This window comes from Streptomyces sp. NPDC053048 (genome assembly GCF_044547045.1).
Classification (GTDB): domain Bacteria; phylum Actinomycetota; class Actinomycetes; order Streptomycetales; family Streptomycetaceae; genus Streptomyces.
Map to the genome: position 1 here is coordinate 1 of NZ_JBITZS010000017.1, position 26,420 is coordinate 26,420.

The following is a 26,420-nucleotide window of genomic DNA, read 5'->3' on the forward strand; positions in this document are numbered from 1 at the left end:
CCACGGCCGTGGTGAGCTGACTGACCGCGGTCCCACCCGCGGGAACCTCCAGCCGGACCGTCATCGAGTACGAGACGCTAGGCGCCGTTGCCATGGCCGCTTTCCCCTGCTTTCCCTGTTTCGTTTGCCGCGCTCACTGAGACGCGATATCGGAGACGCGATGTCGATCGTCCCACCTACCGGCCAGTACGCGGTAACCAGCCCCGCATCCCGGAAGGAGCCTTCCAACATACGAGAAGGGCAGAAAAGCCTACGGGCGTCCCCCTCCCGGAGAACTCCGTGGAGGGGGACGCCCGTAGGGATACGTCTACGACACCGACCCGCCATGCTCGCCTCGCGGCAAGTGGTCGCTCGAAGCGACTAAGGTTGGGCCCGGGGGCTTGGATCGAGCCGGTGCCGTACCCAGGCTAACAAACCGCTCCCGGAAGTCATTCCGGTAGGGCATCTTCCATTTAGGGCACGTCGTGGGCACCTCCGGGGGCCCGTCCCGGCCACGCCGGGGAGCGTCAGTCCCGCAGCAGGTCCGGCACTCCGGCCCCGTCCGGATCGTCCCGCTCGCCCGACAGCACCGTCAGCCGCTGCGTGGCGCGGGTGAGCGCCACGTACAGCACGCGCAGGCCCGCGGGCGACTCGTCGGCGATCTCGGCCGGCGTGACCACGATCGTCGCGTCGTACTCCAGGCCCTTGGCCTCCAGGCTGCCCAGCACCACCACGCGGTCGCCGAGCCCGGCCACCCACGCGCGCGCCTCGGCGCGGCGGCACATCGGCACGACCACGCCGACCGTGCCGTCCACGTCGGCCAGCAGGTGCAGCGCCTCCTCCCGCACCGAGGCGCCCAGGTCGGCGCCCGCCACGGTGAAGCGGGGCTCGATGCCGGTGGACCGGACGGCCGAGGGGGACCGCATGCCCGGCATGGCCAGGGCCAGCACCTTCGCCGCCAGCTCGGCGATCTCCGCGGGGTTGCGGTAATTGACCGTCAGCTCGAAGCGGCGGCGCGGACGGGTGCCCAGCGCCTCGTCACGGGCCGCGCCCGCCTCGTCCGGGTCGGACCAGGAGGACTGCGCGGGGTCGCCCACGATCGTCCAGGTGGCGTGCCGGCCCCGGCGGCCGACCATCCGCCACTGCATCGGCGTCAGGTCCTGCGCCTCGTCCACGATGACGTGCGCGTAGTCGCGGCGCTCCTGCGCCAGCCGCTCGGCGCGCTCGCGGCGCGACTCGCCGCGCTGGGGCATCAGCTCCTCGAGCCCCGTGAGCTGGTCCAGCGGGTCCACGTCGCGCGGCTTCTTCGGCCGGTGCGGCACGCCCAGCAGCGTCTCGAGCTCGTCCAGCAGCGCCACGTCGTGCACCGACAGCGGGCCGCGCCCCTGCCCGTCCAGCCGGCCCAGCGAACGGGCCAGCTGCCGCACCTCGCGCGGATTGAGCACCCGGCGGGCCCAGCGCGAGAGCCGGCGCTCCTCGCCCATGGCGGCCAGCACCCGGCGCGGGGTGAGCTCGGGCCACCAGGCGTCGAGGAAGTCGATGAAGACGTCCTCGGTGGTGATGTCCTCGTCGAACGCCGAGCGTGCCTCCGCCGCGAGCTCGGGGTCGGTGTAGCGGCGGGGGCCGCCGGCCTTGGACCACAGCGCGTCCAGGATCAGCCTGCGGGCGCGCGGGCGCAGCAGGTTGACCGGCGCGGTGCCGCCGAGCGCGGAGTTGCGGATGCGCCGCAGATCCTCGGCCTCCAGCTCGATGCGGGCGCCGAAGGCGACCACCCGCAGCCGCTCGGGCGTCCCGGGCCTCTCCAGCGCCCCGCGCACCGCCTTGCGCAGCACCTTGAGCATGCGGGAGGAGCCCTTGATCCGGGCGACGGCCGGCTCGTCGTAGGTGTCGGCCTCGGCGCCGTCGACGAGGGAGCCGACGGCGCGGATCGCCACCTGGCCCTCCTCGCCGAGGGAGGGCAGCACGCCCTCGGTGTAGGCGACGAGCAGCGGCGTCGGGGAGACGACGAGGATGCCGCCCGCGTAGCGCCGGCGGTCCTGGTAGAGGAGGTAGGCGGCGCGGTGCAGGGCGACGGCGGTCTTGCCGGTGCCGGGGCCGCCCTCGACCTCGGTGACGGAGGCGGCGGGGGCGCGGATGACCAGGTCCTGCTCGGCCTGGATGGAGGAGACGATGTCGCGCATCGTGTGGCTGCGGGCCTGGCCGAGGGCGGCCATCAGCGCGCCGTCGCCGACGACCGGCAGGGCGCTGCCGCCCAGGGTGGTGATCAGCTCCGGGCGCAGCAGGTCGTCCTCGACGCCGAGCACCTTGCGGCCCTTGGAGCGGATGACGCGGCGGCGCACCACGCGGCCGGGCGCCACGGGGGTGGCGCGGTAGAAGGGCGCGGCGGCGGGCGCCCGCCAGTCGATGACGAGCGGCGAGTAGTCGGAGTCCAGGACGCCGATGCGGCCGATGTGCAGGGTCTCGGCGATCTCGGCCTTGTCGTCGCGCACGGCGTCGTCGGCCGGCTCGACGGAGGTGTACGCGCCGTCGGGGCCCTTCTTGCCGTCCTTGCCCAGGAGGAGGTCGATGCGGCCGAAGAGGAAGTCCTCGAACTCGTTGTTGAGCCGGTTGAGGTGCACCCCGGCGCGGAACACCTGCGCGTCCCGCTCGGCGAGCGCGCCCGGTGTGCCGACCTGGCCGCGTTTGGCGGCGTCGTCCATGAGGAACTCCGCCTCGTGGATCTTCTCCTCGAGGCGCCGGTACACCCGGTCCAGATGGTGCTGCTCGGCACCGATCTCACGGTCGCGGACCCCGTCGGGTTCCATCGCCGGTCCTGTCGCCACGTGCGCGTGTGTGGCGTTCTGCGCGGCCACCCAGGCCCCCTTCTGCTGTGCGTAGGGCAGCCGTCAACCGTACGCGAACAGGAGCGCCGAGCGCACCTGTCATGACATGAGGGGTTTGCCACGACAGTTACCTGTTGACGGATCACACCTGGACCGTCGCGAGGCGCCGGCCGTCGAGGGTGCGGACCTCGAAGCGGGCGATGTCGCCGCGGTCGAAGGCCGCGCCGCCGTGGGTGTAGAGGGGTTCCGCGTTCCACTTGGAGCCGTCGCCCTTGTCCAGGCCGTAGCCGGAGGCGGGGACGGCCCAGGTGGTGACGGTCTGCTCCCGGCCGTTTCTGCCGACGGCCACGAGGTCGCAGGCCAGGGGTCCCTTGACGTTGCCCAGTCGCAGCGCCACATGGGTGCCCCAGGGCTTGCGCTGCAGCGAGACGGTCGCGTCGGCCCTGGTGACCGGGTCGACGGCGCCGATCTTCTCGCCCTCCTCGTACATCGCCTTGGCCGCGCTCACGCCACTGTGGTCCATGCCGTCGCGCGCGGTGAGGGCGGCGCCGGCCATCGGTCCGGCGACGACGAGCGCGGCGGCCGCGGCAGCCAGGCACAGCCGGCGGGTGCGGCGCGCCCGGCGGACGGCGGTGACGTCGTCGAGCACCCGGTCCAGCAGCTCGGGGCGGGGCGCGGGCGCGAGGAGGCCGGGCCCGGGGGCGGACTCCCTGACCTCGGCGAGGAGCGGGGCCAGGCCGATCAGGTCGTCGAGCTCGGCGGCGCACCGGGGGCAGTCGGCGAGGTGCTCCTCGAAGCGGGCGGCGTCCGGCTCCTCGAGGAGGCCGAGGGCGTAGGCGCCGGCGGCGGTGTGCTCGTCGTCCCGGTACGGCCGCCCGGGGTGTGGTGCCGGGCCGTTCATGCCGTCACTCCTCGTTCCTCGAGCGAGAGCTTCAAGGAGCGCAGCGCGTAGAAGACGCGGGACCGCACGGTCCCGGCCGGTACGCCCAGCACGTCCGCCGCCTCGCTCACCGTACGTCCTTTGAAGTAGGTCTCGACCAGGGCCTCCCGGTGGGCCTCGGTGAGGTCGCCCAGCGCGTCGGTGATGGTCATCAGGCGCAGGGCCCGGTCGATGTCGTCGGCCGCGGGGATCAGCTCCAGGGGCGCGGGGTCGACCTCCCGGGGGCGCGACTGGCGGCTGCGGTGGTTGTCGATGACGATCCGGCGGGCGACGGTCACCAGCCACGGCCGTACGGAACCGGTGGTTCCGCGCAGCTGTCCGGCATTGCGCCAGGCGCGCAGCAGCGTCTCCTGGACGACGTCCTCGGCCCGCTGGCGGTCGCCCGCCACCAGCCGCAGCACGAAGGCGAGCAGGGGGCCCGCGTGCTCCTGGTAGAGCGACCGCATCAGGTCCTCGTCCGGACTCGTCCTGTCAGCCACGGCGGCATCCTCGCGCAAGCCATCCCCCTGGGTCGAGAGCTCGGGCCGGGCAAATGCCGTGGCGGGAACCGCAGTTGGCGGGCGGACCCGGGGCCCCTTTCGACCGTGAGTACGTACGCGAGGCACGTACCGCTCACCGTGCGGGGACGTACGCGAACGCCGCGCCGCAGGGCGCTACCGCTTCAGCGCCTGCCGCGTGCCCGTCTGCTCGCCGCTCGCCCGCCGCCGGTGGCGGGCCACGCGTTCGCGGTTGCCGCACACCTCGCTGGAGCACCAGCGCCTGCGCCGCCCGCGCGAGGTGTCGAGGTAGACCAGCGAGCAGGTCTCGCCCTCGCACCGCCGCAGCCGGTCCCGCTCGGCCGGGTCGGTGAGCAGTTCCACGGCGTCGCGGGCGATCTGCCCCACCAGGGCCCCGCAGTCGGGCGCGCCGGCGACGGTACGGACGAGGCCGCCGTCGGCGCCGCGGACGGCGACCGGCGCGGGCGGGGCGGTGGCGGCGAGGGCGTTGACGCGCTCGAGGTCGGGGTCGGCGGCCCGGCTGTCGATCTCGGCGTGGACCACCCGGTGCAGCAGGTCGCGGGCGGCCTGGAAGCGGGCCAGCCAGGCCGCGTCCACGGCGTCCAGCGGGGTGCCCGGCGGCACGATTCCCACGCCGAGCAGCCAGGCCCGTAATCGCCGGGGGCTGTCGAGCCGCTCGACCGGCTCCGCGGTCGCGACCAGGTCCAGGCACAGCCGCCCGGCCTCGAACCGCAGGTCGTAGGAGGCCGCTGCCGACGCCATGCGTGTCCCCTTTTCCCTGTGGGTGTCCCCCGCCGCCCCCAGGGTGCCCCGGCCGGGCGCGCCACCGGAAGGCCCAGGTCGGTCAGGCACCGGCAAACCCGTCAGGGAGCGGCGTCGCGCTCAGGGGCCGACGGCGGGCTCGGCGGGTGACAAGCACGGGGGCTCGGCGGTGATGACGGGCTCAGGCGCCGGTCGGCCGGGCGCGGCGCCGCAGGGCCCAGGCGCCCGCCGCGACCCCGGCCGCGGCCAGGCCCGTGCTCGCGGCGACGATCAGCAGGGTGCGGTCCGGGCCGCCGGCGGGGGCCGGGTCGGCGCCGGCCACCAGGAGGTGGCCAGTCCGCTTCACCCGGCCGTGGTGGCTGATGACGGTGACCGGGTAGCGGCCGGACTCCAGGCCCGGCCGGACGCGGGCGGGCCCGTGGTAGCGGGGGTCGTCGCCGTCGCCCGCCTTGCTGTCGTCGCGCCGCAGCGCGACGGGCCGCTCGAAGGCGGGCGAGGTGGCCATCAGGCGTTCCTCCTCGCCCGGATCGGGTGAGGAGTCGCTCCACAGGACGTTGACGGTCCCGCCGGAGCGCACCTTGTGGCCGTGCGTACGGGCCTCCTCGGGGCGGTCGGGGCCGGCGAAGAACGCGGGGCCACGCACCTTGCCCACGTAGTCGCGGTCGCCGGGCCGCGCCGCGCGGACCTCGAGGGGCTTGTCGTCCACGCGCCGCCCGTCCGGGCCGCTGAGGGTGACCTTGTAGGTGCCGTCGGGGACGTCCAGCGGCAGGGCGACGAGCGCGGTGAACATCCGGGGGTTGTGCCAGTGGACGCCACCGGGGTCGTGGGTCAGCCGCACCTTCGACCGGAAGGCCGGGGAGGACGCGGTGAAGGCCTCGCCCCGCTCCCCCGGATACAGGTCGTCGAAGGACAGCGCCAGCCGCTCCCCCGGCCGCAGCACCTCGCCCGGCGCGCTCGCCCGGAACTCCGGCCGCCGCGCCTCCGTGACCTCCACCTGGTCCTTCGCCACCACCTCGCCGCCGGCGTGGACGGTCAGGGGGTACGTACCGGGCCGCACGGCCATCGAGACGGCGGGCCGCGCGTGGTGGCCGGGGCCGTCCCGGTGGTAGCGGTCCAGGCGCACCCGGCGCGGGAAGACGGGCGAGGTGACGGTGACGTCGCCCCGGGCCCGTACGCCCCGCACATCGATGTCGATCAGTTCGCCGGGGCGGCTGCCGAAGGCACCGTTGAGCAGCAGGTGCACCCCGTCCGGGCCGTCGTCCGCCGTCGCGGCCGGGGCCGCGCCCAGCCACAGCGCGGCCAGGACCGGCGCGGCGACCGCCGTCCGTGTCCAGTCCACCGGGCCACCCCCTTCGGTCGCCCTGTAAGAGGGACGATCCGATCCGGCGGTTGCTCCGGCCCGGCCGTCCGGAAAAGCCCGGCGGCGGACACGACGAAGGCCCCACCGCCGCAGTGGCGGTGGGGCCTTCGCCTCACATGGGATGAGTGGAGATGGCGGGAATCGAACCCGCGTCCAACGGTGCGGAACCAGGGCTTCTCCGTGTGCAGTCCGCTGCGATTTTCTCAGCCCCGGAGATCACGCGGACAAGTCTCCGACGGGCTCAGTCACTGTTTGATTTCCCACCAGGCCCCGTGACCGGACCTAGTGGTTTAGTTCCCTAGCTGATGCCAGGATCCGGGTCGGGAACAGCCCCGGGCTGACACTTCGCAAGTCGCTACTTAGGCAGCGAGGGCGAAGGAATCGCGCTTGGTGTTGGCGATTATTGGTTGCGACATATGGTTTACGAGATCATTGCCGCTTCCTCGACACGCTTCCCCTGCTTCGACATCCGCTGTCGAAACCGATCATCCCCATGTTGTTTTTTCAAAGTACGCACGCGGCACCACCCGGTGTGCTGTGCGCCCATCGTACGTGACCAACGCTCGACGGTGCCAGTGAATTCCCCGGAAGGAGCTAGCCCCGCTGGACCCGCTGGGCCTGCTGGCGCCTGCGGGCGGCGGCGATGGCACGGTTCGACTCGCGCGTGTCCTGCTTCTCGCGCAGCGTCTGCCGCTTGTCGTACTCCTTCTTGCCCTTGGCCAGGGCGATCTCGACCTTGGCCCGGCCCTCCTTGAAGTAGATGGAGAGCGGCACGATCGTGTGCCCCGTCTCCTGCGACTTCGAGTCGAGCTTGTCGATCTCCGCCCGGTGCATCAGCAGCTTGCGCTTGCGGCGCGCGCTGTGGTTGGTCCACGTGCCCTGGGCGTACTCGGGGATGTGGGCGTTGTGCAGCCAGGCCTCGCCGCCGTCGATCTGGACGAAGCCGTCCACCAGCGAGGAACGACCCTGGCGCAGCGACTTCACCTCGGTGCCGGTCAGCACCATGCCGCACTCATAGGTGTCCAGAATGTGGTAATCGTGGCGCGCCTTCTTGTTCTGCGCGACCAGTTTGCGACCCGTCTTCTCTTTCTTTGCCATAGCGCAGTCATTCTCGCACTACGACCCACCCCCGAGGCCACCCAATACTGTGCGGGCCCGCTGCTCGGCGTCCCCGCCGGCGGCGAGGTCCGGGGTGATCCCGGAGCCGTCGACCGCCCGCCCGTCGGGGGTGCGGTAGTGGCCGACGGTGAGCTCGGCGACGGAACCGTCCGCCAGCCTGCTGGGCATCTGGACGGACCCCTTGCCGAAGGTCCCCGAGCCGACGACGACCGCCCGGCCACGGTCCTGCAGGGCGCCCGCCAGCAGCTCGGCGGCGCTCATGGTGCCGCCGTCGACGAGGACGACCAGGGGTCGCCGGGTGTCCCCGCCCCGGGCGGCCCGCAGGGCCCGCTCCTTGCCGTGGACGTCGTACGTGGCGACGAGCCCGCCGTCGAGGAAGGCCGAGGCGGTCGTGACGGCCTCGCTGACGAGCCCGCCGGGGTTGCCGCGCAGGTCCAGCACGATGCCCTCGCCGGGCGCGGCCGCGTCCACCGCCTCGCGGACGCGCTGCCCGGTGCCCCGGGTGAAGGAATCGACCCTGACCAGCGTGGCGGGCGGTGCGACGCCGTCACCGGCGCCGCCGCCGTCCTCGAGCCGGACCGTCTCGACGCTCTCGGTGACCAGCCGCTCCCGGTGCAGCGTCCGCTCCCACTGCCGCCCGGCGCGCCGCAGGACGACGCGTACGGGCGTGCCGGCGGCGCCCGCCTCGTCCCACGCCGCCGGGTAGGAGCGGGCGTCCCCGCGCAGCAGCGCGACGACCTCGGTGACCGGGCGGCCGGTGACCTCCGTGCCGTCGACGCTGACGATCCGGTCGCCGGGCTCGATCCCGGCGCGGTCGGCGGGGCCACCGGGCACGACGCTGCCGGCCTCCATCCGGCCGTCCGCGTCGCGCCGGGTGGTCAGGCCGACACCGACGTAGGCGCCGTCCAGGGCGAGCGCGAAGCCCTCGTACTCGCGGGCGCTGTAGACGGCGCTCCAGTCGTCGCCGCTGCGGCTGACCACCTCGGCGGCGGCCTCCGAGCCGGACCGGCCGTCCCGCGCGGCGGCCGAGGCGGCGGCCTCGACGGCCCGGCGGTCCACGCCGTGCCGGTCGGCGGCATGGCGGTCGACGGCCCTGGCGGCGGTGCGCGACGGAGCGCGGTATTCCGTCGGTGTCCGGCCGTCCCGCCCGTCCTCGCTCCAGGACCCTGTGGCGGCGCCCGCCGCCAGCACTCCGGCGAAGACCAACGTCAGGGCGGCTCCGTGACGGGCGCGGCGCTGCGGAACGGACATCGTCGGGCCGGGCATGCGCGTGAGTCTAGGACACCGGCGGGCGCCGCACGGGGAGTTGACCGTACGACGCCCTTGGCACATCTCACACCTTGAGGTACTTCCGCAGGGCGATGAAGGCCGCCAGGGCGGGCATCAGCAGGCCGATGGCGATCACGAGCGGGAGTTTGGAGAGCACCGCGTCCCAGCCGATGAACTGGATGACGTCGATGTGCTGGGCAAGCCAGTTGTCGACGAGGAAGTACTGGCCGCCGAGGAGCAGCAGACAGGCCAGTCCCGCGCCGAGCAGGCCGGCGAACGCGGCCTCCATGATGAACGGGATCTGGATGTAGAAGCTGGACGCGCCGACCAGCCGCATGATCCCGGTCTCCCGGCGGCGGCTGAACGCCGAGACGCGCACGGTGTTGACGATCAGCAGCAGGGCGACCACGAGCATCAGGCCCATCAGGCCGAGGGCCACGATGTTCATCATCTTCAGGAGGTTGAAGAGCTTCTCCAGCAGGGACTTCTGGTCCTGCACCACCTGGACGCCGGGGCGCTGGGCGAAGGCGCTGGAGATCACCTCGTACTTGGTGGGGTCCTTGAGCTTGACGCGGAAGGACTCCTGCATCTGGTCGGCGGTGAGCGAGCCGGCGATCGGCGACCTGCCGAACTGCTCCTTGTAGTGCTTGAAGGCCTCGTCGGCGGTCTCGAAGCGGACGCTCTGGACGACCGACATCTTCTCCAGGTCGGCCCTGATCTGCTTCTTCTGGCCGTCGGTGGCCACGCCCTTGGCGCAGGCGGGGTCGGACTCGGCGTCGCTCCTGCTGCAGAGGAAGATCGAGACGTTGACCTTGTCGTACCAGTAGCCCTTCATGGTGCTGACCTGCTCGCGCATGATCAGCGAGCCGCCGAACAGGGCGAGCGACAGGGCGACGGAGACGATCACCGCGAAGGTCATCGTGAGATTGCGGCGGAGACCGACGCCGATCTCCGAGAGGACGAACTGGGCGCGCATGGCGTCCTTTCAGTGCCTTCGAACGTGCAGTGCCTGCGAAACTGCTGTGCCTGCGAAGCTGCTCGGTTTTCGAGCCGGTCAGTGCTGGTAGCCGTAGACGCCGCGCGACTGGTCGCGCACGAGACGGCCCTGTTCGAGCTCGATGACGCGCTTGCGCATCTGGTCGACGATCTGCTGGTCGTGGGTGGCCATGATGACCGTGGTGCCGGTGCGGTTGATGCGGTCCAGCAGCTTCATGATGCCGACCGAGGTCTGCGGGTCCAGGTTTCCGGTGGGCTCGTCGGCGATCAGCAGCAGCGGGCGGTTGACGAACGCACGGGCGATCGCGACGCGCTGCTGCTCGCCGCCGGAGAGCTCGCCGGGCATCCGGTCCTCCTTGCCGCCCAGCCCCACCAGCTCCAGGACCTGCGGGACGGCCTTGCGGATCTCGCCGCGCTGCTTGCCGATGACCTCCAGGGCGAAGGCGACGTTCTCCCCGACGGTCTTGTTGGGCAGCAGCCGGAAGTCCTGGAAGACGGTGCCCAACTGGCGGCGCATGTGGGGCACTTTCCAGTGCGAGAGCCGGGCGAGGTCCTTGCCGAGCACATGGACCTGGCCGTGGCTGGCACGCTCCTCGCGCAGCAGCAGCCGCAGAAAGGTGGACTTTCCGGAGCCGGAGGAACCGACCAGGAAGACGAACTCGCCCTTTTCGATCTCGAGCGAGACATCCCGCAGCGCCGGGCGGTTCTGCTTGGGGTAGGACTTGGAGACGTTGTCGAATCGGATCACGAGTGCACCACGCGTCGACCTGGTAGCGGCACGGAACGCCGCATTCCGCGGCGGCCCCGTCGGGTGTGCGTGACCCTACCGAACCGTAGGAGCACGCGCAGTCGGCATCGGGGGTTGACGCGTTCCGACCAGCGCTCCCCCGGACAATCCCTGGACATTTGGCCCCCATTTCGTGGTTTGGGAGACCGCTCGCGCCGAACGGCGGGAAAGCTGGCACAGTGGTAGGGAACCGCTCGGCTCTCTCGCGCGTTGGACGTACCTGAGGAGGAAATCGCATGACATGCGACCGACTGGTGTGCGCCCATTGCGCGGCCCCCGTCAGCGAGGGCCGGTGCCCGGTCTGCCGGGCGAGCCGTGAGCGGCTGCAGCACCAGGAAGGCGTCTTCGGCGGGCTGACGCCGACCGCGCTGATAGTGCTGCTGGTGGCGCTCGTCGCGGTGGCGGTGCTCGCCCGTGGCTTCGCCGGGTGACCTCACGACGCGGACTCGACGCACTTCGCATACCGGGGCCCGGAGCGCATCAGCGCTCCGGGCCCCGGTCACACGGCTGAGTGCCGCCGGTCGCGGTCGCCCCTAGGGGTTCAGGCCGCGGTACCGCGGTTGATCAGGCGCGGCAGCATCCGGAAGCCGACGCCACCCGCGATCATCGTCGCGGCACCGGCCAGCAGGAAGGCGGTCTGACCGGCACCGGTCTGGGCCAGCTCACCGGGCTTGTCGGCCTGGGCGGGCTTGCCGGTCTGGGCGAGCTCTTCCTTGGGCTTGCCCTGCTGCACGGGCTTGGAGCCGGCGCTGTCGGTGCCGGTGTTGCAGTTGCCGTCGGTGTCCACCGGGCAGGTGTGGGCGTCGTCACCGGAGCCGCCGGTGCCGGTGCCGCCCGTGGCGGAACCGTTGTCGTCGCCGCCACCGGTGGAACCGCCGCCGGTCGAGCTGCTGCCGCCGGTCGAACCGCTACCGCCGGTGGAGCTGCTGCCGCCGGTGCTCTGGTCGCCGCCGGTCGAGCCGCCGGAGGTACCGTTGCCGCCGGTGCTGCCGCCGCCGGTGTTGCCACCGTTCGAGCCGCCGCTCGTGTTGCCGCCGCTCGAGGAGCCACCGGAGCTGCTGCCGCCGGAGCCGCTACCGCCGGTGGTGGTGCCACCCTCGGTGGACCCGCCGGTGGTGCCGCCCTCGGTGGAGCCCCCCGTCGTGCCGCCCTCGGTCGAGCCACCCGTGGTGCCACCCTCGGTGGAACCACCGGTCGTACCGCCCTCGGTGGAGCCGCCCGTCGTGCCGCCCTCGGTGGAACCGCCGGTCGTACCGCCCTCGGTCGAGCCACCCGTCGTGCCGCCCTCAGTGGAGCCGCCCGTCGTGCCGCCCTCGGTGGAACCGCCGGTCGTACCGCCCTCGGTCGAGCCACCCGTCGTGCCGCCCTCGGTGGAGCCGCCCGTGGTGCCGCCGGAGGTCGGGGGCTGCGGGATCTCGGTCGGGTCGGAGGTCGGGTCGGGGGCGGGCGCACGCACGCCCGCGTGGGCCTTCACACCGACGCCGCCGACCTCGACGTCGACACCGGCGGCCGAGGCCGCGCCGGCGGCCGTCAGGGAGGCGCCCGCGGCGATCATCGCGCCCGCGGCTATTCGCGCGACACGCAGTCGCGTCCTGTTCGTCATCTGCTGCTACCCCCAGTAGCCGATCTCGTCATTGGAGCAGCGCTGCACGGGGCGGTGGCCTCTGGGGGACGGCGTGACTGACCGGCCGTACGAGTTCGTACCGGCCGGGCCGCTCGCCCCCCCGCCACACGCGCCCCAGTGATCGCATGCCGCCCGCCAGCCTTCCCAGTTTTGGGGGCAGCGTCAAGGAAGTTACGGGCGTTATGCCCCGGTGCGCAGGGGGTTGTCGGCAGTTGTCGGGCGGATGTTTACTTCTCCGCCTGCTCCTGCTGCTTGCGCCAGCGGATACCGGCCTCCAGGAAGCCGTCGATCTCGCCGTCGAGCACGGACTGCGGGTTGCCGACCTCGAACTCGGTGCGCAGGTCCTTGACCATCTGGTACGGGTGCAGGACGTAGGAACGCATCTGGTTGCCCCAGGAGTTTCCGCCGTCGCCCTTGAGCGCGTCCATCTTGGCCTGCTCCTCCTGGCGGCGGCGCTCGAGGAGCTTGGCCTGGAGGACGTTCATGGCGGTCGCCTTGTTCTGGATCTGCGAGCGCTCGTTCTGGCAGGAGACGACGATGCCGGTGGGGAGGTGCGTCAGGCGGACCGCGGAGTCCGTCGTGTTCACGCCCTGGCCGCCGGGGCCGGAGGAGCGGTAGACGTCGACGCGCAGGTCCGACTCGTCGATCTCGACGTGGTCGGTCTGCTCGACGACCGGCAGCACCTCGACGCCCGCGAAGGAGGTCTGGCGGCGGCCCTGGTTGTCGAAGGGCGAGATGCGCACCAGGCGGTGCGTGCCCTGCTCGACGGAGAGGGTGCCGTAGGCGTACGGGGACTGGACGGCGAAGGTGGTCGACTTGATGCCGGCCTCTTCGGCGTACGAGGTCTCGTAGACCTCGGTCTTGTAGCCGTGGCGCTCGGCCCAGCGCAGGTACATGCGCTGCAGCCGCTCGGCGAAGTCGGAGGCGTCGACGCCGCCGGCCTCGGCGCGGATGTTGACCAGCGCCTCGCGGGAGTCGTACTCGCCGGACAGGAGGGTGCGGACCTCCATCTCGTCCAGCGCCTTGCGCACCGACACCAGCTCGGCCTCGGCCTCGGCGAGCGTGTCCGCGTCGTCCTCGGCCTGTGCGAGCTCGAAGAGCACCGCGAGGTCGTCGATGCGGCCGCGGAGGCCCGCAGCCTTGCGCAGCTCCGCCTGCAGGTGCGACAGCTGGCTGGTGATCTTCTGCGCCGCCTCGGGGTCGTCCCACAGCGAGGGGGCCGCCGCCTGCTCCTCGAGCACGGCGATGTCGGCCCTCATCCTGTCGAGGTCCAGGACGGCCTCGATCGACCCCATGGTCGAGGAGAGGGACTTCAGCTCTTCGGATACATCAACGACTGCCACGCACCCAGCCTAACGGCTGCGCCGGGCAACCCGGCCCGAAGGGGCTTCCCGAAAACGGGCGGCCCCCTCGCGTCCGCTCAGCGCAGCGGGGCCACCGAGCCCGTCACCGGGGCCCGGTCCGGGCCCGTGGACGGCTCCGTGCGGTGCACTCCGGGCTTGCCGCCGCCCGGCTTGGCGTCGCCGGGGTCGGAGCCGCCGCTCGTCGCGAACCAGCCGCCCACCCCGGCGACGGCCGCCAGCGCCACGACCATCGCACCGATCTTCACGCGCCGCCGCCGGGCCGCCTCCGCGGCCGTGCGGTGACGGGCCGACCCGGCACGCGGCTGGCCGGGCGCGCGCGGCGCGCGCGCCGTGCCGTGCGCTCCGCCGGCGAGCTCCTCCGGGCCGGGCACGCGCATGCTGGTGTGCGTGTCGCGGCTGGAGTCGGGGACGGCGCCCGGCACCAGCGGCACGGCACCGCGCCGGCGCGGCTCGGCGGGCGGGACGGCCGTGGGGGCGCCCCCGGCCTCGTAGCCGCCCTCGTGGTCCGCCGCCGGTCCGGCGGCCGGTTCCTCCTCCGGCTGCTCGTCGATGTCGAGCGGCGGGATCCCGGCCAGGCCGGGCAGCAGCTCGCGCAGCCGTGCCGCCAGCTCCGAGGCGCGCAGCCGGGAGGCGGGCGCCTTGGCGAGGCACTGGACGACGAGCTGCCACAGTTCGTCGGGGATGCCGGGCAGCGGCGCCACGGTCTCGGTGACGTGCCGGCGCAGGACCGCGCCGGGGTGGCCGCCGCCGAAGGGTGTGAAGCCGGCCAGCAGCTCGTACAGGACCGTGGCCAGGGCGTAGACGTCGACGGAGGCGCGCGGCGGCAGGCCCTCGATGATCTCGGGGGCGAGGTAGTCGGGCGTGCCGATGACGCTGCGCGTGGCGGCCTGGCGGCCGCCGGGGCCCTCCGCGGAGCCGGTGGTCTGGCGCTCGCGGGCGGGGCGCGGGGAGTCGACGAGCCGGGCGATGCCGAAGTCGGTGAGCAGCGCGGGGTGCGCGCCGGCCGGGCCGAGCGGGCCCTGCATGTCGAGCAGGACGTTCTCGGGCTTGACGTCGCGGTGGATGACTCCGGCGGCGTGCGCGGCGGCGAGCGCCTCGGCGACGTCGGCGACGATGGCGACGGCCGCCTCGGGTGCGAGGCGGCGCTCCCGGTCGAGCCGGGTGCGCAGGTCCGTGCCGCGGATGAGGTCCATGACCAGGGCGAGGTCGGCGCCGTCGACGACGAGGTCGCGGACGCCGACCACCCGTGGGTGGTCGAGACCGAGGAGGGCCGCGCGCTCCTGTACGAAGCGGCCGACGAGCTCCTGGTCGGAGGCGAGGTCCTCGCGCAGGAGCTTGATGGCGACCGGTCCGTCGGGACCTTCGCCGAGCCACACCGTCCCGGCACTGCCGCGTCCCAGGACCTGGTGGGCGGTGTACCGGCTGCCGATCTTCCGTGCCAAGACTGTTCCCCGACTCCTCCGTCATCCGACAGACGCGCTGGCGACCAAGCTACGCGGCTGACGGTGTGTTGGGGACACCGATTCGGCGCCAACCGTCACTTCTGCGGCAGAAAACACCCGTCAGGTGTCGACATATCGACGGACCAGCGGGCCCTCGAGAGGGCCCGCCGGTCCGTCTGCGGGTTCCTACTGGGTCTTCGACCCCACGTCGGAGATCCAGTCCTTCATGTCGGTGACCCAGTCCCAGGTGGCGTCCCAGAAGCTCTTGCCGTCGGCGACCCAGTCCTTGAGCGGGGTGAACTCCCACACCAGCCAGGAGCCGGCGATCAGCACCACGATCATGAACAGGCAGCCCTTGAGGCAGCCCAGACCGGGGATCCGCATGGGGTTGGCGCTGCGCTGCCGCGGCGGGCGCGGCTCGCGGCGCGGAGCGGGGGCCGACGCCGGGGCGGGAGGCGGCGAGTACGGCTGCGGCGCCTGGGGCGGCTGCTGCGTCCGGTGACGCGACGGCCGCCGGTCCGGCCGGCCCTGCGGGGCGGCCGGGGGCGCGTACCGCTGCGGCTGCGGCTGCGGGGCCTGCGCCGGGTACTGCTGCCGGCCGTACTGCTGCGGCTGGGGCGGCGGCTGCTGCTGCCCGTACTGCTGCTGCGGCGCGGGGGCCGGGCGGCGCGCGGGGCGGCGGCGCAGCGGGTCCTCGCTCGGGTCGAGGTACTGCACCTGGGTCTGGTCGTTGCGGTCGCGGGCCGCGCGCATCTGGGTCTGCCACGGGTGCGGGCTGTCGCCCTGCTGCGGCTGCCCCTGCGGGGGCCCCGGGGGGACGGGCGGCATGACGCGCGTGGGGTCGCCGCCGCCCTGCGGGCCGGAGCCGGCGGGCAGCACCTGCGTGGGGTCGGCACCCTGGCCGGCGCCGTTGGCGGCACCGAGGCCGGCGCTGGGCATGACGCTGGTCGCGGCGTTCGGGTCGTAGGAGGCCGGGGCGCCGCCGGCGGGCGGCAGCACCTGGGTGGGCTCGGCGTCGCCGGTGCCCGCCGCCGGGCCCGCGCCCAGGCCCGTACCGGGCACCTGGGCGGGCTGCGGGTCGGGGGCGAGCAGCGCGCCGACGCCGAGCGCGGCCTCGGCCTGGGCCGGGGAGGCGTGCACGCCGACGCCGGCGGCGACCACGCGCAGGGCGCGGGCGAGGTTCTCGGCGCTCGGCCGCTCCTCGGGCCGCTTGCTCAGGCAGCGCTCTATGACCGTCCACAGCGGCTCGGGAACGGTGGTGGGGCGGCGCGGCTCGGCGCTCAGGTGCTGGTGCAGCACCTCGAGCGCGGTGGCACCGGCGAACGGCGGACGGCCGGTGACCAGCTCGTACAGCAGGATGCCGGCGCCGTAGATGTCGACGGCCGAGGTCTGCGGGCGGCCCTCGGCGGACTCGGGGGCGACGTAGGCCGGGGTGCCGACGAACTCGTGGGTGCGGGTGAGGCCGGGCGAGTCGGCCAGGCGCGCGATGCCGAAGTCGGTGAGCATCGGGTGCATCTGCCCGCCGTCGTCCTTCAGCAGGACGTTGGCGGGCTTCAGGTCGCGGTGGACGATGCCGTCGGCGTGGCTGGCGGCGAGCGCGTCGGCGATCTGCGCGGTCAGCAGCGCGGCCGCCACCGGCGTGAACGGTCCGTTCTCGCGCAGGTAGCGGTGCAGGTCCGGGCCGTCGACGAGGTCCATGACCAGGGCGAGCAGGTCGCCCTCGACGACGAGATCGCGGGTGCGCACGATGTTGGGGTGGGTGAGCCGGAGCAGGACGGACCGCTCGCGCAGGAAGCGCATCACGACGTCCGCGTCGTTGGCCAGCTCCTCCTTGAGGACCTTGATCGCGACGGTCTCGCCGGGCTGGCCGGCCACCGCCGCCTCGGCGCCGGCCGACTCGCGCTGGCGGGCTCGCCAGACGGTGCCCGTGGCCCCTCGTCCGAGCGGCTCCTCGAGCAGGTATTTGCTGCCTACCGGCCGCACGTCATGCGCTCCCTGGTCGTGATCGTGATCCGATGCTCCGAGCTCTGTGGTCCAGGCTCTCCGAGGTGTTCGGCTTGGCGCCCACTGTAGTGCCGCCCTCCGACGGTGTTCGTCCGACGAATCCGGTGGGGCTCATGGGAAAGACGCGGGGTGCGGACCGATGGTTGCCGCGAGGCGGAAGCTCCCGTAACTAACGGCAAGAAACAGGTCGAGAGCGGACAACGTATTAAAGAAATCAACCATCGGCCGTCGCCGACCTGGAGCTTTCCCATACTCGGATGGTCGTTCAAGATCACGAATAGGCTCTCGCCGGGCGCGTCGCGGGCGGCAGGTGCGAGGATGCTCGCAGCACGGATGCGGCGGGGAGGGAGCGGTACACCCCGCGCGACGTGGTGACCTGTACGTGCCGACGCGCCCGTGCACGGTGGGGGAACGTCCGGCCCTGTCGCGCACCCGGGGCAGGAAGGGACCGTTGACGGCGATGCAGATCCGGCTGACCGTCCTCGGGCCGCTCAGCGGCCACACCACGTGCGCCTGCGATGTGCTCGTGACCGCCCCCACGGGGACCGCCCTCGCCGCCGTCGCGAGCGGCCTCGCGACGGCCGTCGCCGCGGCCGGCTCCGACCTCGGCAGCGGTGCCGTCGTGGTCTACGCGGGCACCGAACGGCTCGACCCCCAGCGCTGCGCGCTGGGCGAGCCGCCCCTGGTGGACGGCGCGGTGCTCTCCCTGGGCGCCCCGGCCGGACCCGAGCGCCACGCGGGCGTGCCGCTCGCCGGCGTCCCGGAGGCCACCGCCCGCCTGCACGTCGTCTCCGGGCCGGACGCGGGCGGCGTCCACCTGCTGCACGGCGGCGAGGTCCGCGTGGGCCGCTCGAGCTCCGCCGACATCCCGCTGGACGATCCCGACGTCTCCCGGCTGCACTGCGCGGTGACCCTCGCCGACGACGGCAGCGTCACGCTGCACGACCTGGGCTCCACCAACGGCACACTGCTCGACGGCGAAGCGGTGGACGGCGACCCCGTCCCGCTGCCCGCGGGCGCCCTGCTGCGGGTCGGCGAGACCGCGCTGAGCCTGCACGGCACGGGGTCGGCGGACGCGCTCGCGGCGGTGCCGGACGGCGAGGGCCACCTGCGGGTGGGAGCCCCTGCGGACGGCGCGCCCGGCGCGGGGCCCACGGACGGCACACCACTGCGCGCCGCCGCGGGCGCCGGTGCGCCCGCCACCGCCTACGGCGAGGGAGCCTGGCACGGACAGCCCGGGTACGCCCCGGCCGAGGCCGCCCCGCCGCCCGTGCCGGGCGCCACCACCAGCGCCGCCGGCTTCGCCGAGCTGAACCATCCCCCCGCCCCCGGCGACCGGCCCGGCCCGGCGGAGACCGCCGCGGCCGCCGAGCCCGCCGGCAAGCGCCGCGGCCGGGGCATAGGGGCCTGGGCCCGCCGGCTCGCCGGCGGCCTGGCAGGCCGGGAGGACGAGCCCGAGACGGCCGACCCGTCCACCGGGAGCCCGGCCACGGGCGACGGCCCCGCCGGAGCCGGTACCGCCACGTCCGGCGCCGCCGCCCTGCGCGAGCGCTGGCCCGACCCCGCCACCGTGCTGCTGACCGCCCTCGGGCCGGGCCCCCGGCTGTGGGAGCGCGGCCCAGGCCACCCCGACCTGCTGACCGTCCGCCTGGGCACGGCCGACCGCTACAGCCCCGACGGCGGCGGACCGCTGCCGTCGGTGCCGGTGACGGTCGCCCTGCGCGAGGCCGGCGCGCTGGGCCTGGCCGGCCCCCGGGCACGGCTGTCCGGGCTGGCCCGGTCCGTGCTGGCCCAGCTGGCCGCGCTGCACGCGCCCGCCGCGCTGGAGTACGTACTGATCAGCACGGACCGCGCGCGGCCCGTCGAGGAGCGGCTGGCGGAGTGGTCCTGGCTGGGCTGGCTGCCGCACGCCCGGCCCGCGCACGGGCAGGACTGCCGGCTTCTGCTGGCCTACGACCGCGAGCAGGCGGAGGCCCGTACCGCCGAGCTCGTACGCCGCCTGGACGACGGCCCGCTGGGCCCGAACTGGGCCGGCGCCTCGCCCGAGGCCGTCGCCGCGGCCGCCGGGCGCCACCGCGGCCCGTACACGGTGCTGATCGTGGACGGCGACCCCGGCTCGGCCGCGCTGCGCGAGACGGTCGCCCGGCTGGCCGTGGGCGGTCCGGCGGCGGGCATCCACCTGCTGTGCCTGGCGGACGCCCCGGCCACCACGCCCTCCTCTCCGGTGTCCGCGACGCTGGCGACGGCCGGGGCGGCCTCGCCCGCGTTCCCGTACTGCGGTGCCGTGGCGCTGTTGAGCGGCGACGTGGCCACGGTGGTCCAGGTGATCCGCCAGGTCCCGCTGCCCGCGCCCGTCGCACCGGGGCAGGGGCAGCCGGCGGCCCGGCCGGTCGTGGCGGGCAACGCCGGGCAGACCGTCATCGCCGCCCTCGATGCCGTCTCCGGCGCCTGGGCCGAGCGGTTCGCACGGGCGATGGCCCCGCTGCGGATGGCGGACGCGGCCGGCGACGCGCTGCGGGGCTCGCGCATCGCGGCGGCGCTGCCGCGCACCGCGCGGCTGCTGGACGAGCTGGGGCTCGCCCGCGCCACGCCCGCCTCGCTGACGGCGCACTGGGCCGCCGCCACCGACCGGGGCGCCCGTCCCGGCGGGCGGGCCCTGGCCGTGCTGGGGGCCGGGCCGCACGGGCCGCTCACCGTCGACCTGGCCGCCGACGGGCCGCACCTGCTGGTGGAGGGCGGCCGCGGCAGCGGCAAGACCGAGCTGCTGCGCGCGCTCGCCGCCTCGATGGCCGCCGCCGACCGTCCCGACCGGCTCTCGCTGGTGCTGGTCGACGGCGCGGCCGCCGAGCGCGGCGAGGGGCTGCGGGTGTGCACGGACCTGCCGCACGTCTCGACGTACCTGGCCGCCGCCGACCCGGTGCGGATGCGGGAGTTCGCGCAGGCGCTCAGCTCGGAGCTCAAGCGCCGCGCGGAGCTGCTGGGCACCCTCGACTTCACCGGCTGGCACGAGCGCAACACGGCCGCCGCGCCGGGCGTGGTCGCCCCCCGCCGTCCGGTCGAGCCCGCCTCCGGCGACCTGGAGTCGTCCACCGGCACGCTCAAGCTGCGCACTCAGCGGGGCGGTCCGGCGCGCACGGCCGAGACGGCGCTGCCCCGGCTCGTCGTCCTCGTCGACGACTTCGACGCGTTGGTGGCCCCCGCCCTGGGTGCGACGGGCCGGCCGGCGGCCGGTTCGGTCGTCCGGGCGCTGGAGTCCGTCGCGCGCGACGGCGAGCGGCTGGGCGTCCACCTGATCGTCGCGTCCGGCCGCCCGGACCGCACGGCCGACACGGCCGCCGTCGAACGGGCCGGGCTGCGGGCGACGTTGGAGATCGCACCGCCGTCGACCGACACCCCGGCGGCGGGACCGGACGGGACGGGCGCGGGCGAACCCGCCCCGGGTCGCGGCCGGTTGCAGCGCCCGGACGACGCGGCCGCCACGCCCTTCCAGGCGGGCCGCGTCACCGGCCGCATCCCCCGCACGGCGACACAGCGCCCGACGGTGGTGCCGCTGGACTGGCAGCGCATGGGTGACCCGCCCACCCGGCGCCCGCTGCGCGAGCTCGGCAACGGCCCCACCGACCTGGCGCTGCTGGCCAGTGCCCTGCAGCGCGCCGCCCAGTCGGCGGGCGCGCAGGCCGCCCCGCCGCTGCTGTGAGGCGCCACGGTCGCCATCTGCCGACGCGCGTTGCTCGCTGCTCGCTGCTGTGAGCGCGTCACATCCCTGTCACGATCGCCCTGTTGACCGCGAATACGGTATTGCGGCGATCCGTCACCGGGCGTAGGACTGTCGCACGGGAGTGCGGCCGTATGCAGGGGCAACGCGCGGTGCGGCCGCCTACGGGGACCGGGCACGGGAGGTACGGGCCATGCGTACGGCGACACGCACAACACTCCGCACCACACGATCCGCACGCGCGGCACGCGGCGCGCTGGCCCTGGTCGCGGCGGGGGCACTGGCCCTCACGGCGGCCGCCTGCGGCGACGGGGGCGGCAAGGACGACGACAGGAAGGGCACCGCACCGGCCCCCGGCCAGTCCGACGTCGACACCCACACCGTCCGGCTCCCCAAGCTCAACGGCCAGAAGCTCAAGGTGACCGCCGTGTGGACCGGCGCCGAGCAGAAGAGCTTCACCAAGGTCCTGGACGAGTTCGCCAAGCGCACCGGCGCCGAGGTCTCCTTCGTGCCCAGCGGCGACGACATGTCCGCCTTCGTCGGCTCCAAGATCGCCGGTGGCGATCCGCCGGACGTCGCCATGCTGCAACAGCCGGGCGTCCTACGGGAATTCGCGCAGAAGGGCTGGCTCAAGCCGCTCAGCGGCGAGGTGACCGGCCAGCTGAACAAGAACTTTGCCAAGGGATGGCAGGAACTGGGCTCGTACGAGGGCAAACAGTACGGCGTGTACTTCAAGGCCACGAACAAGTCCCTCGTCTGGTACAACACCAAGATCTTCGAAGCGGCGGGCGCCAAGGTGCCGGGGAGCTGGCAGGAGTTCCTGCGCACCGCGCAGGCCATAGCCGACTACGGCGTCTCCCCGGTGTCGGTCGGCGGCGCGGACGGCTGGACGCTCACCGACTGGTTCGAGAACGTCTACCTCTCGCAGTCGGGCCGGGAGAAGTACGACCAGCTCGCCCAGCACAAGATCAAGTGGACGGACGCGTCCGTGAAGGACGCGCTGACCACCCTGGGCCAGCTCTTCGGCAAGAAGGAGCTGCTGGCGGGCGGCAACGACGGCGCGCTGCAGACCCCCTTCCCCCTGTCCGTCACCCAGACCTTCACCGGCGGCGAGAAGGCGAAGGCCGCCATGGTCTTCGAGGGCGACTTCGCCGCCGCCAACATCACCGGATCCAAGGCGAGGATAGGCAGCGACGCCAAGGTCTTCCCCTTCCCGGCGGTGGGCGGCCGCTCGCCGGTGGTGACCGGTGGGGACGTGGGCGTGGCGCTGAAGGACGGGCAGGCCGCGCAGGCCCTGCTGACGTTCATGGCCTCGGCGGACGCGGCCCGGATCTGGGCGAGGGAGGGCGGCTTCGTCTCGGCCAACAAGAAGCTTCCGCTGTCCGTCTACCCCGACGACGTGCAGCGCTCCATCGCCAAGGCACTGGTGGCGGCCGGCGACGACTTCCGCTTCGACATGTCCGACCAGGCCCCGGCGGCGTTCGGCGGCAAGCCGGGGCAGGGCGAGTGGAAGCACCTGCAGGACTTCCTGCGCAACCCGTCGGACGTGGAGGGCACCCAGCAGCGGCTGGAGGCCGACGCGGCCAAGTCCTTCAAGGGCTGACGGGACCGCCGCCGTGACCACCGCGACCGCTGCCCCGCCTCCGGCGAAGAAGCGACCGGTGACGAAGTCCGGGAGCGTGCTCGGCACGCGCCCGTGGATCGCCGCCTGCTTCCTGCTGCCCGCTCTGGCGCTGCTCGGCGCCCTCGTCGTCTATCCCATCGGCTACTCCGTCTACCGCAGCCTCTTCGACGCCTCCGGCGACGGCTTCGTCGGCGCCGGCAACTACCGCGAGGTCTTCACCGACGACCGCATCCGCACGGCGCTGCGCAACAACGTCATCTGGGTGGTCGTCGCCCCCACCGTGGCCACCGCGCTCGGACTGATCTTCGCGGTGCTGACCGAACGGGTTCGCTGGGGCACGGCGTTCAAGCTGGTGGTCTTCATGCCGATGGCCATCTCGATGCTCGCCGCGGGCATCATCTTCCGTCTGGTGTACGAGCAGAACCCGGACCGCGGCGTGGCCAACGCGGTGTGGGTCGGCGTGCACGACACGTTCGCCGCGCCCGCGCCCTTCCCGGGGGCGCGGCCGCGCCCGACGGGCGAGCTGGCGGCGAGCGGCGGCGGCGCGTACACCACCAAGGGCGCGGCGCGGACGGGCGCGGCGGTCGCGCTGCCGCTGGTGGCCGTCAAGCCGGAGGACGTCGGCGGGGCGAAGGAGGCGATTCCGGCGCGGGACGTGCCGGGCAAGGTCACCGGCACGGTGTGGATGGACTTCACCCGGGGCGGTGGCGGCACGGCCGGGAAGATCGACGCGGGTGAGAAGGCCCTGGCGGGGGTGAGGGTGGAGGCCGTCAAGGACGGCCGGTCCGTCGCCTCGGCCACGACGGAGGCCGACGGGACGTTCACACTGCCCGCGACGGCCGACGGCGCCCGGCTGCGGCTTCCCGCCTCGAACTTCGCCGCCGCGTACAACGGCGTCGACTGGCTGGGTCCGACGCTGGTGACGCCGTCCATCATCGGGGCGTACATCTGGATGTGGGCGGGCTTCGCGATGGTGCTCATCGCGGCGGGCCTGGCGAGCGTGCCGCGTGAGCTGCTGGAGGCCGCACGGGTGGACGGCGCGAACGAATGGCAGGTCTTCCGCCGGGTAACGGTGCCCCTGCTGGCGCCGGTGCTGGCGGTCGTGGTCGTCACGCTCATGATCAATGTGCTGAAGATCTTCGACCTGGTGTACATCATCGCGCCCGGCTCCAGCCTCGACAACGCCAATGTGCTGGCCCTGCAGCTGTACCAGTCGTCCTTCGGGACGGACGTCAACCAGGGCGTGGGCAGTGCCATCGCGGTCTTCCTGCTGCTGCTCGTCCTGCCGGTGGTGGTCGTCAACATCCGGCGGATCCGCAAGGAGAGGGAGGAGCGGCGATGACCACCAAGCGGACCACTGCCAAGCGGATCACCACTGGGCGGACCGCCGCCAAGCGGGCCACCGCCAAGCGTCGGACGGGCACGGGGACGAGCACGTCGGGCACCGCGAGCACAGTTGTACGGGCCGAGCAGTCGCTGCCGGCGCGGGTGGCCGCCCGGCTGGGCGGGGGCGCCGTGCGGGTCCTCCTCGTCGTCGTGGGGCTGTTCTGGCTGATGCCGACCGTCGGACTGCTGCTGTCCTCGCTCCGCGACAAGTCGGATATCGCGGCCTCGGGCTGGTGGCAGGTCCTCGCCCACCCGGCGCAGCTGACGACGGAGAGCTACAGCACGCTCTTCGCCAACGACAAGGTCACGCACTCGCTCCTGACCACCGCCCTGATCACCGTCCCGGCAACGGTGCTGGTGATCCTCATCGGGGCGCTGGCCGGGTACGCCTTCGCCTGGCTGGACTTCCCCGGCCGGGACTGGTGGTTCATGGTCGTCGTGGGGCTGCTGGTGGTGCCGGTGCAGGTGGCGCTCATCCCGGTGGCGAAGCTCTTCAACACCCTGGGGATCTTCGAGTCCACGGTGGGCGTGGTCCTCTTCCACACGGCCTTCGGACTGCCCTTCGCCGTGTTCCTGCTGCGCAACTTCTTCGCGGAGATCCCGCGCGAGCTGCTGGAGGCGGCACGGCTGGACGGCGCGGGCGAACTGCGGCTGTTCACCCGGGTGGTGCTCCCGCTGGGCGGGCCGGCCATCGCCTCCCTCGGCATCTTCCAGTTCCTGTGGGTGTGGAACGACATGCTGGTGGCGCTGATCTTCGCGGACAGCGGCAACCCGCCGATCACGGTGGCCCTGCAGCAGCAGGTCCGCCAGTTCGGCGACAACGTGGACATCCTCGCCTCGGGAGCCTTCCTGTCGATGATCGTCCCGCTCGCGGTCTTCTTCGCCTTCCAGCGTCAGTTCGTCAGCGGGGTGATGGCGGGCGCGGTCAAGTGAGCTCCTGCGACCGGTCGCAGGAGGCCGCCTGACGGACTGCCGAGGGCCGGGCGTACGGACGGACCGGGCAGAAACGTGGTGGGTGCTGGGTGATGCGTGCTCACCCATCGGGCGCGCCCTGGCGGCGCACGTGCAGTGACACCGCGCCGCCGCGCACGAACACCGTGGACTCCTCCCGGTACAGCGCGCCGAGCACCGCCGTCTTGGCGGTCTCGGCGCGCCGCGCACGGAACCAGGGGGTGCCGACGGTCGTCGTGTCCGCCACCACCCACACCCGCTGCCGCGCGGGCAGCCGGAGCAGCCGGTCGCGCAGCTCCGCCGCGCCGACCTCCTCCCCGAAGAGGGTGCCGGAGGCGGCGGGCGACCGTCCGAGCGTGAGATCGCGCAGCCCGGCGAAGTCCCGGGGGTAGTTCAGGGATATCCGGCGCTCGTGGAGCGGCAGGAACAGCACCGCGTCCCCCGGCCGGGCCAGGCGCCCGACCACCGCCGCGACCCTGGCCGGTTCGTCGCCCCGACTGCCGGCAAGCCGCTCCCGCTCGTGGAAGGGGAACTGCCAGACAAAGGCCGCCGCGACGGCCACGGCCCCGGCCGCCGTCACCACCCGCCGCCACGGCAGCGACCCGAGCAGCCGCTCGGCACCGGCGGCCGCCAGCAGCGGCACGCCCGCGAGACAGAACAGCAGGTAACGGTCGAGGAAGAGCGGCTGTCGCTGCGAGGCGACGTACAGCAGGACCGGCGGAACGAGCGCCAGCGGCAGCGCGAGCGCGCTCAGCCGGAGCGGCCCGGTGCGGGGCAGCGGACGCAGCAGGGCCACGGCCGTCAGCAGCAGGGTGACGGTCAGCACGAGCTCGCCGGGCCCCGCGAACGCGTACAGCAGGGCCTTGGCCTGCTCGTAGCCGGGCGTCCGGATCCAGGAGACCTGCTCGCTCTGGCGCCGCGAGAGCACCACCAGCGGGGCCAGCAGCCCGCACGCGGCCACCGCCGCCGCTCCCCAGCCGCGCCACACCCGCCGGCCGACCCGCGAGACGAGCAGCGTCACCGCGTGCGCCGCGAGCAGCAGAATCGCGAACTCGTGCAGCAACGCCGTGACCGCGACGACCGCCCCATAGGCGACCCAGCGGCGGTACGGCCCGGTCACCGCGGCGGCTGCCTCGGTTTCCTCGGCCACCCCGGTCGGCCGGCTCGCCTCGACCGCCCGTATCAGGAGCCAGGTCGCCAGCGCGGCCCCCGCCGCGACCAGGGCGTACGAGCGGCCCTCCTGCGCGTAGTGGCCGACGAACGGCGTGACGGCGTACAGCAGCCCGGCCCACAGGCCCACCCGTGGCCGGGCGAGCCGGCAGCCGATGGCCGCGACCAGGGCGGCGGTGGCGGCGGCCGCCAGGACGGACGGCAGCCGCAGCGTGATCTCGTCGGCGCTCAGGGCCAGCACGGGATGCATCAGCGCGTAGTAGAGACCATGAACGGCGTCGACCTCGCCGAGCAGGCGCCCCATCTCCGGCAGGGAGCGGCGCGCCACCTGGAAGGTGGCGCCCTCGTCCCGCCACATCGTGCCCCGGTCCAGGCCCCACAGGCCGAGGACGAGCATGACGGCGGCGGGCACGGCGAGCGCGCACACCACGGCGGGCCGCCGCCCCCTCGACACCGTCACCGGTGCAGCCCGTTCCATCGGTGCCCCTCCCTTCGCCGCCGCGACCCTCATGGCCGTCGCGACCGTCATGGCCGTCGCGACCGTCATGGCCGTCGCGACCCTTATGGCGGTATCGACCCCTGCGGCCGTCGCCCACACGGGCGCACAGA

Annotated in this window: 19 protein-coding genes and 1 other RNA gene; 5 read left to right on the plus strand and 15 right to left on the minus strand. The window is 73.8% G+C overall.

The features are described from left to right. Positions 1-506: 506 nt before the first annotated feature. The 10 genes from ACIG36_RS32350 to ftsE all read right to left on the minus strand — a co-directional run bounded on the left by ACIG36_RS32350 (position 507) and on the right by ftsE (position 10,492). Positions 507-2,783 (minus strand): HelD family protein, encoded by a 2,277-nt coding sequence (locus ACIG36_RS32350; RefSeq protein WP_399935963.1) that lies wholly within the window; start codon positions 2,781-2,783, stop codon positions 507-509. A gap of 160 nt (positions 2,784-2,943) precedes the next feature. Continuing rightward, a complete protein-coding gene (locus ACIG36_RS32355; RefSeq protein ID WP_399935844.1) occupies positions 2,944-3,702 on the minus strand; it encodes a zf-HC2 domain-containing protein in 759 nt (252 codons plus the stop codon). Next, positions 3,699-4,238 (minus strand): sigma-70 family RNA polymerase sigma factor, encoded by a 540-nt coding sequence (locus ACIG36_RS32360; protein ID WP_399935847.1) that lies wholly within the window; start codon positions 4,236-4,238, stop codon positions 3,699-3,701. The genes ACIG36_RS32355 and ACIG36_RS32360 overlap by 4 nt, the downstream gene beginning before the upstream one ends. Positions 4,239-4,394: 156 nt before the next feature. Next, positions 4,395-5,000 carry a CGNR zinc finger domain-containing protein gene (locus ACIG36_RS32365; RefSeq protein ID WP_399935850.1) on the minus strand — a complete coding sequence of 202 codons (606 nt, stop codon included), beginning with the start codon at positions 4,998-5,000 and terminating at the stop codon, positions 4,395-4,397. A 181-nt stretch (positions 5,001-5,181) separates the two neighbouring features. Continuing rightward, positions 5,182-6,339, minus strand: coding sequence for a hypothetical protein (locus ACIG36_RS32370; RefSeq protein WP_399935853.1), 1,158 nt, complete (start codon positions 6,337-6,339; stop codon positions 5,182-5,184). Positions 6,340-6,483: 144 nt separating this feature from the next. Further along, positions 6,484-6,853, minus strand: a transfer-messenger RNA (tmRNA) gene (gene ssrA, locus ACIG36_RS32375). A gap of 101 nt (positions 6,854-6,954) precedes the next feature. Next, positions 6,955-7,458: an SsrA-binding protein SmpB gene (gene smpB / locus ACIG36_RS32380; RefSeq protein WP_399935856.1), complete on the minus strand. Its 504-nt coding sequence runs from the start codon at positions 7,456-7,458 to the stop codon at positions 6,955-6,957. A gap of 18 nt (positions 7,459-7,476) precedes the next feature. Further along, positions 7,477-8,745, minus strand: coding sequence for a S41 family peptidase (locus tag ACIG36_RS32385; protein WP_399935859.1), 1,269 nt, complete (start codon positions 8,743-8,745; stop codon positions 7,477-7,479). Between the two features lie 67 nt (positions 8,746-8,812). After that, a complete protein-coding gene (ftsX, locus tag ACIG36_RS32390) occupies positions 8,813-9,724 on the minus strand; it encodes a permease-like cell division protein FtsX (RefSeq protein ID WP_399935862.1) in 912 nt (303 codons plus the stop codon). Positions 9,725-9,802: 78 nt separating this feature from the next. After that, positions 9,803-10,492 (minus strand): cell division ATP-binding protein FtsE, encoded by a 690-nt coding sequence (gene ftsE, locus ACIG36_RS32395; RefSeq protein WP_399935864.1) that lies wholly within the window; start codon positions 10,490-10,492, stop codon positions 9,803-9,805. Positions 10,493-10,767: 275 nt separating this feature from the next. Here ftsE and ACIG36_RS32400 point away from each other — a divergent pair, with 275 nt between their 5' ends. Beyond that, on the plus strand, positions 10,768-10,962 hold the full coding sequence (locus ACIG36_RS32400) for a hypothetical protein (RefSeq protein WP_399935867.1): 195 nt from the start codon (positions 10,768-10,770) through the stop codon (positions 10,960-10,962). Positions 10,963-11,072: 110 nt separating this feature from the next. On the opposite strand, the gene ACIG36_RS32405 is transcribed toward ACIG36_RS32400, so the two are convergent. The 4 genes from ACIG36_RS32405 to ACIG36_RS32420 all read right to left on the minus strand — a co-directional run bounded on the left by ACIG36_RS32405 (position 11,073) and on the right by ACIG36_RS32420 (position 16,944). Beyond that, positions 11,073-12,134, minus strand: coding sequence for an LPXTG cell wall anchor domain-containing protein (locus ACIG36_RS32405; RefSeq protein WP_399935870.1), 1,062 nt, complete (start codon positions 12,132-12,134; stop codon positions 11,073-11,075). A 248-nt stretch (positions 12,135-12,382) separates the two neighbouring features. Then, positions 12,383-13,498 (minus strand): peptide chain release factor 2, encoded by a 1,116-nt coding sequence (prfB, locus tag ACIG36_RS32410; RefSeq protein WP_399935873.1) that lies wholly within the window; start codon positions 13,496-13,498, stop codon positions 12,383-12,385. Between the two features lie 77 nt (positions 13,499-13,575). Continuing rightward, on the minus strand, positions 13,576-14,961 hold the full coding sequence (locus ACIG36_RS32415; protein ID WP_399935876.1) for a serine/threonine-protein kinase: 1,386 nt from the start codon (positions 14,959-14,961) through the stop codon (positions 13,576-13,578). A gap of 186 nt (positions 14,962-15,147) precedes the next feature. After that, positions 15,148-16,944, minus strand: a complete 1,797-nt coding sequence (locus tag ACIG36_RS32420; protein ID WP_399935879.1) for a protein kinase — start codon at positions 16,942-16,944, stop codon at positions 15,148-15,150. Positions 16,945-17,425: 481 nt separating this feature from the next. On the opposite strand from ACIG36_RS32420, the gene ACIG36_RS32425 reads away from it, so the two are divergent. From ACIG36_RS32425 to ACIG36_RS32440, 4 genes are all read left to right on the plus strand, one after another. Then, complete coding sequence (locus ACIG36_RS32425) at positions 17,426-20,662, plus strand: FtsK/SpoIIIE domain-containing protein (protein ID WP_399935966.1); 3,237 nt, start codon at positions 17,426-17,428, stop codon at positions 20,660-20,662. A gap of 211 nt (positions 20,663-20,873) precedes the next feature. Beyond that, entirely contained in the window at positions 20,874-22,283 is a 1,410-nt protein-coding gene (locus ACIG36_RS32430) for an ABC transporter substrate-binding protein (protein WP_399935882.1), read from the plus strand. A 58-nt stretch (positions 22,284-22,341) separates the two neighbouring features. Then, positions 22,342-23,646: an ABC transporter permease subunit gene (locus ACIG36_RS32435; protein WP_399935885.1), complete on the plus strand. Its 1,305-nt coding sequence runs from the start codon at positions 22,342-22,344 to the stop codon at positions 23,644-23,646. After that, positions 23,643-24,623: a carbohydrate ABC transporter permease gene (locus ACIG36_RS32440; RefSeq protein WP_399935888.1), complete on the plus strand. Its 981-nt coding sequence runs from the start codon at positions 23,643-23,645 to the stop codon at positions 24,621-24,623. Before ACIG36_RS32435 ends, ACIG36_RS32440 begins: the two co-directional genes overlap by 4 nt. A gap of 100 nt (positions 24,624-24,723) precedes the next feature. On the opposite strand, the gene ACIG36_RS32445 is transcribed toward ACIG36_RS32440, so the two are convergent. Next, on the minus strand, positions 24,724-26,289 hold the full coding sequence (locus ACIG36_RS32445) for a glycosyltransferase family 39 protein (RefSeq protein WP_399935891.1): 1,566 nt from the start codon (positions 26,287-26,289) through the stop codon (positions 24,724-24,726). Positions 26,290-26,420 lie beyond the last annotated feature (131 nt).

Excerpts from the sequence above, each read along its gene's own strand:
- ACIG36_RS32365 (WP_399935850.1), bottom strand. The coding sequence starts at position 5,000 with ATGGCGTCGGCAGCGGCCTCCTACGACCTGCGGTTCGAGGCCGGGCGG.
- ACIG36_RS32425 (WP_399935966.1), top strand. The coding sequence starts at position 17,426 with ATGCAGATCCGGCTGACCGTCCTCGGGCCGCTCAGCGGCCACACCACG.
- ACIG36_RS32400 (WP_399935867.1), top strand. The coding sequence starts at position 10,768 with ATGACATGCGACCGACTGGTGTGCGCCCATTGCGCGGCCCCCGTCAGC.
- ACIG36_RS32430 (WP_399935882.1), top strand. The coding sequence starts at position 20,874 with ATGCGTACGGCGACACGCACAACACTCCGCACCACACGATCCGCACGC.
- ACIG36_RS32385 (WP_399935859.1), bottom strand. The coding sequence starts at position 8,745 with ATGCCCGGCCCGACGATGTCCGTTCCGCAGCGCCGCGCCCGTCACGGA.
- ftsX (WP_399935862.1), bottom strand. The coding sequence starts at position 9,724 with ATGCGCGCCCAGTTCGTCCTCTCGGAGATCGGCGTCGGTCTCCGCCGC.
- ACIG36_RS32350 (WP_399935963.1), bottom strand. The coding sequence starts at position 2,783 with ATGGAACCCGACGGGGTCCGCGACCGTGAGATCGGTGCCGAGCAGCAC.
- ACIG36_RS32405 (WP_399935870.1), bottom strand. The coding sequence starts at position 12,134 with ATGACGAACAGGACGCGACTGCGTGTCGCGCGAATAGCCGCGGGCGCG.
- ACIG36_RS32445 (WP_399935891.1), bottom strand. The coding sequence starts at position 26,289 with ATGGAACGGGCTGCACCGGTGACGGTGTCGAGGGGGCGGCGGCCCGCC.
- ACIG36_RS32440 (WP_399935888.1), top strand. The coding sequence starts at position 23,643 with ATGACCACCAAGCGGACCACTGCCAAGCGGATCACCACTGGGCGGACC.
- smpB (WP_399935856.1), bottom strand. The coding sequence starts at position 7,458 with ATGGCAAAGAAAGAGAAGACGGGTCGCAAACTGGTCGCGCAGAACAAG.
- ACIG36_RS32355 (WP_399935844.1), bottom strand. The coding sequence starts at position 3,702 with ATGAACGGCCCGGCACCACACCCCGGGCGGCCGTACCGGGACGACGAG.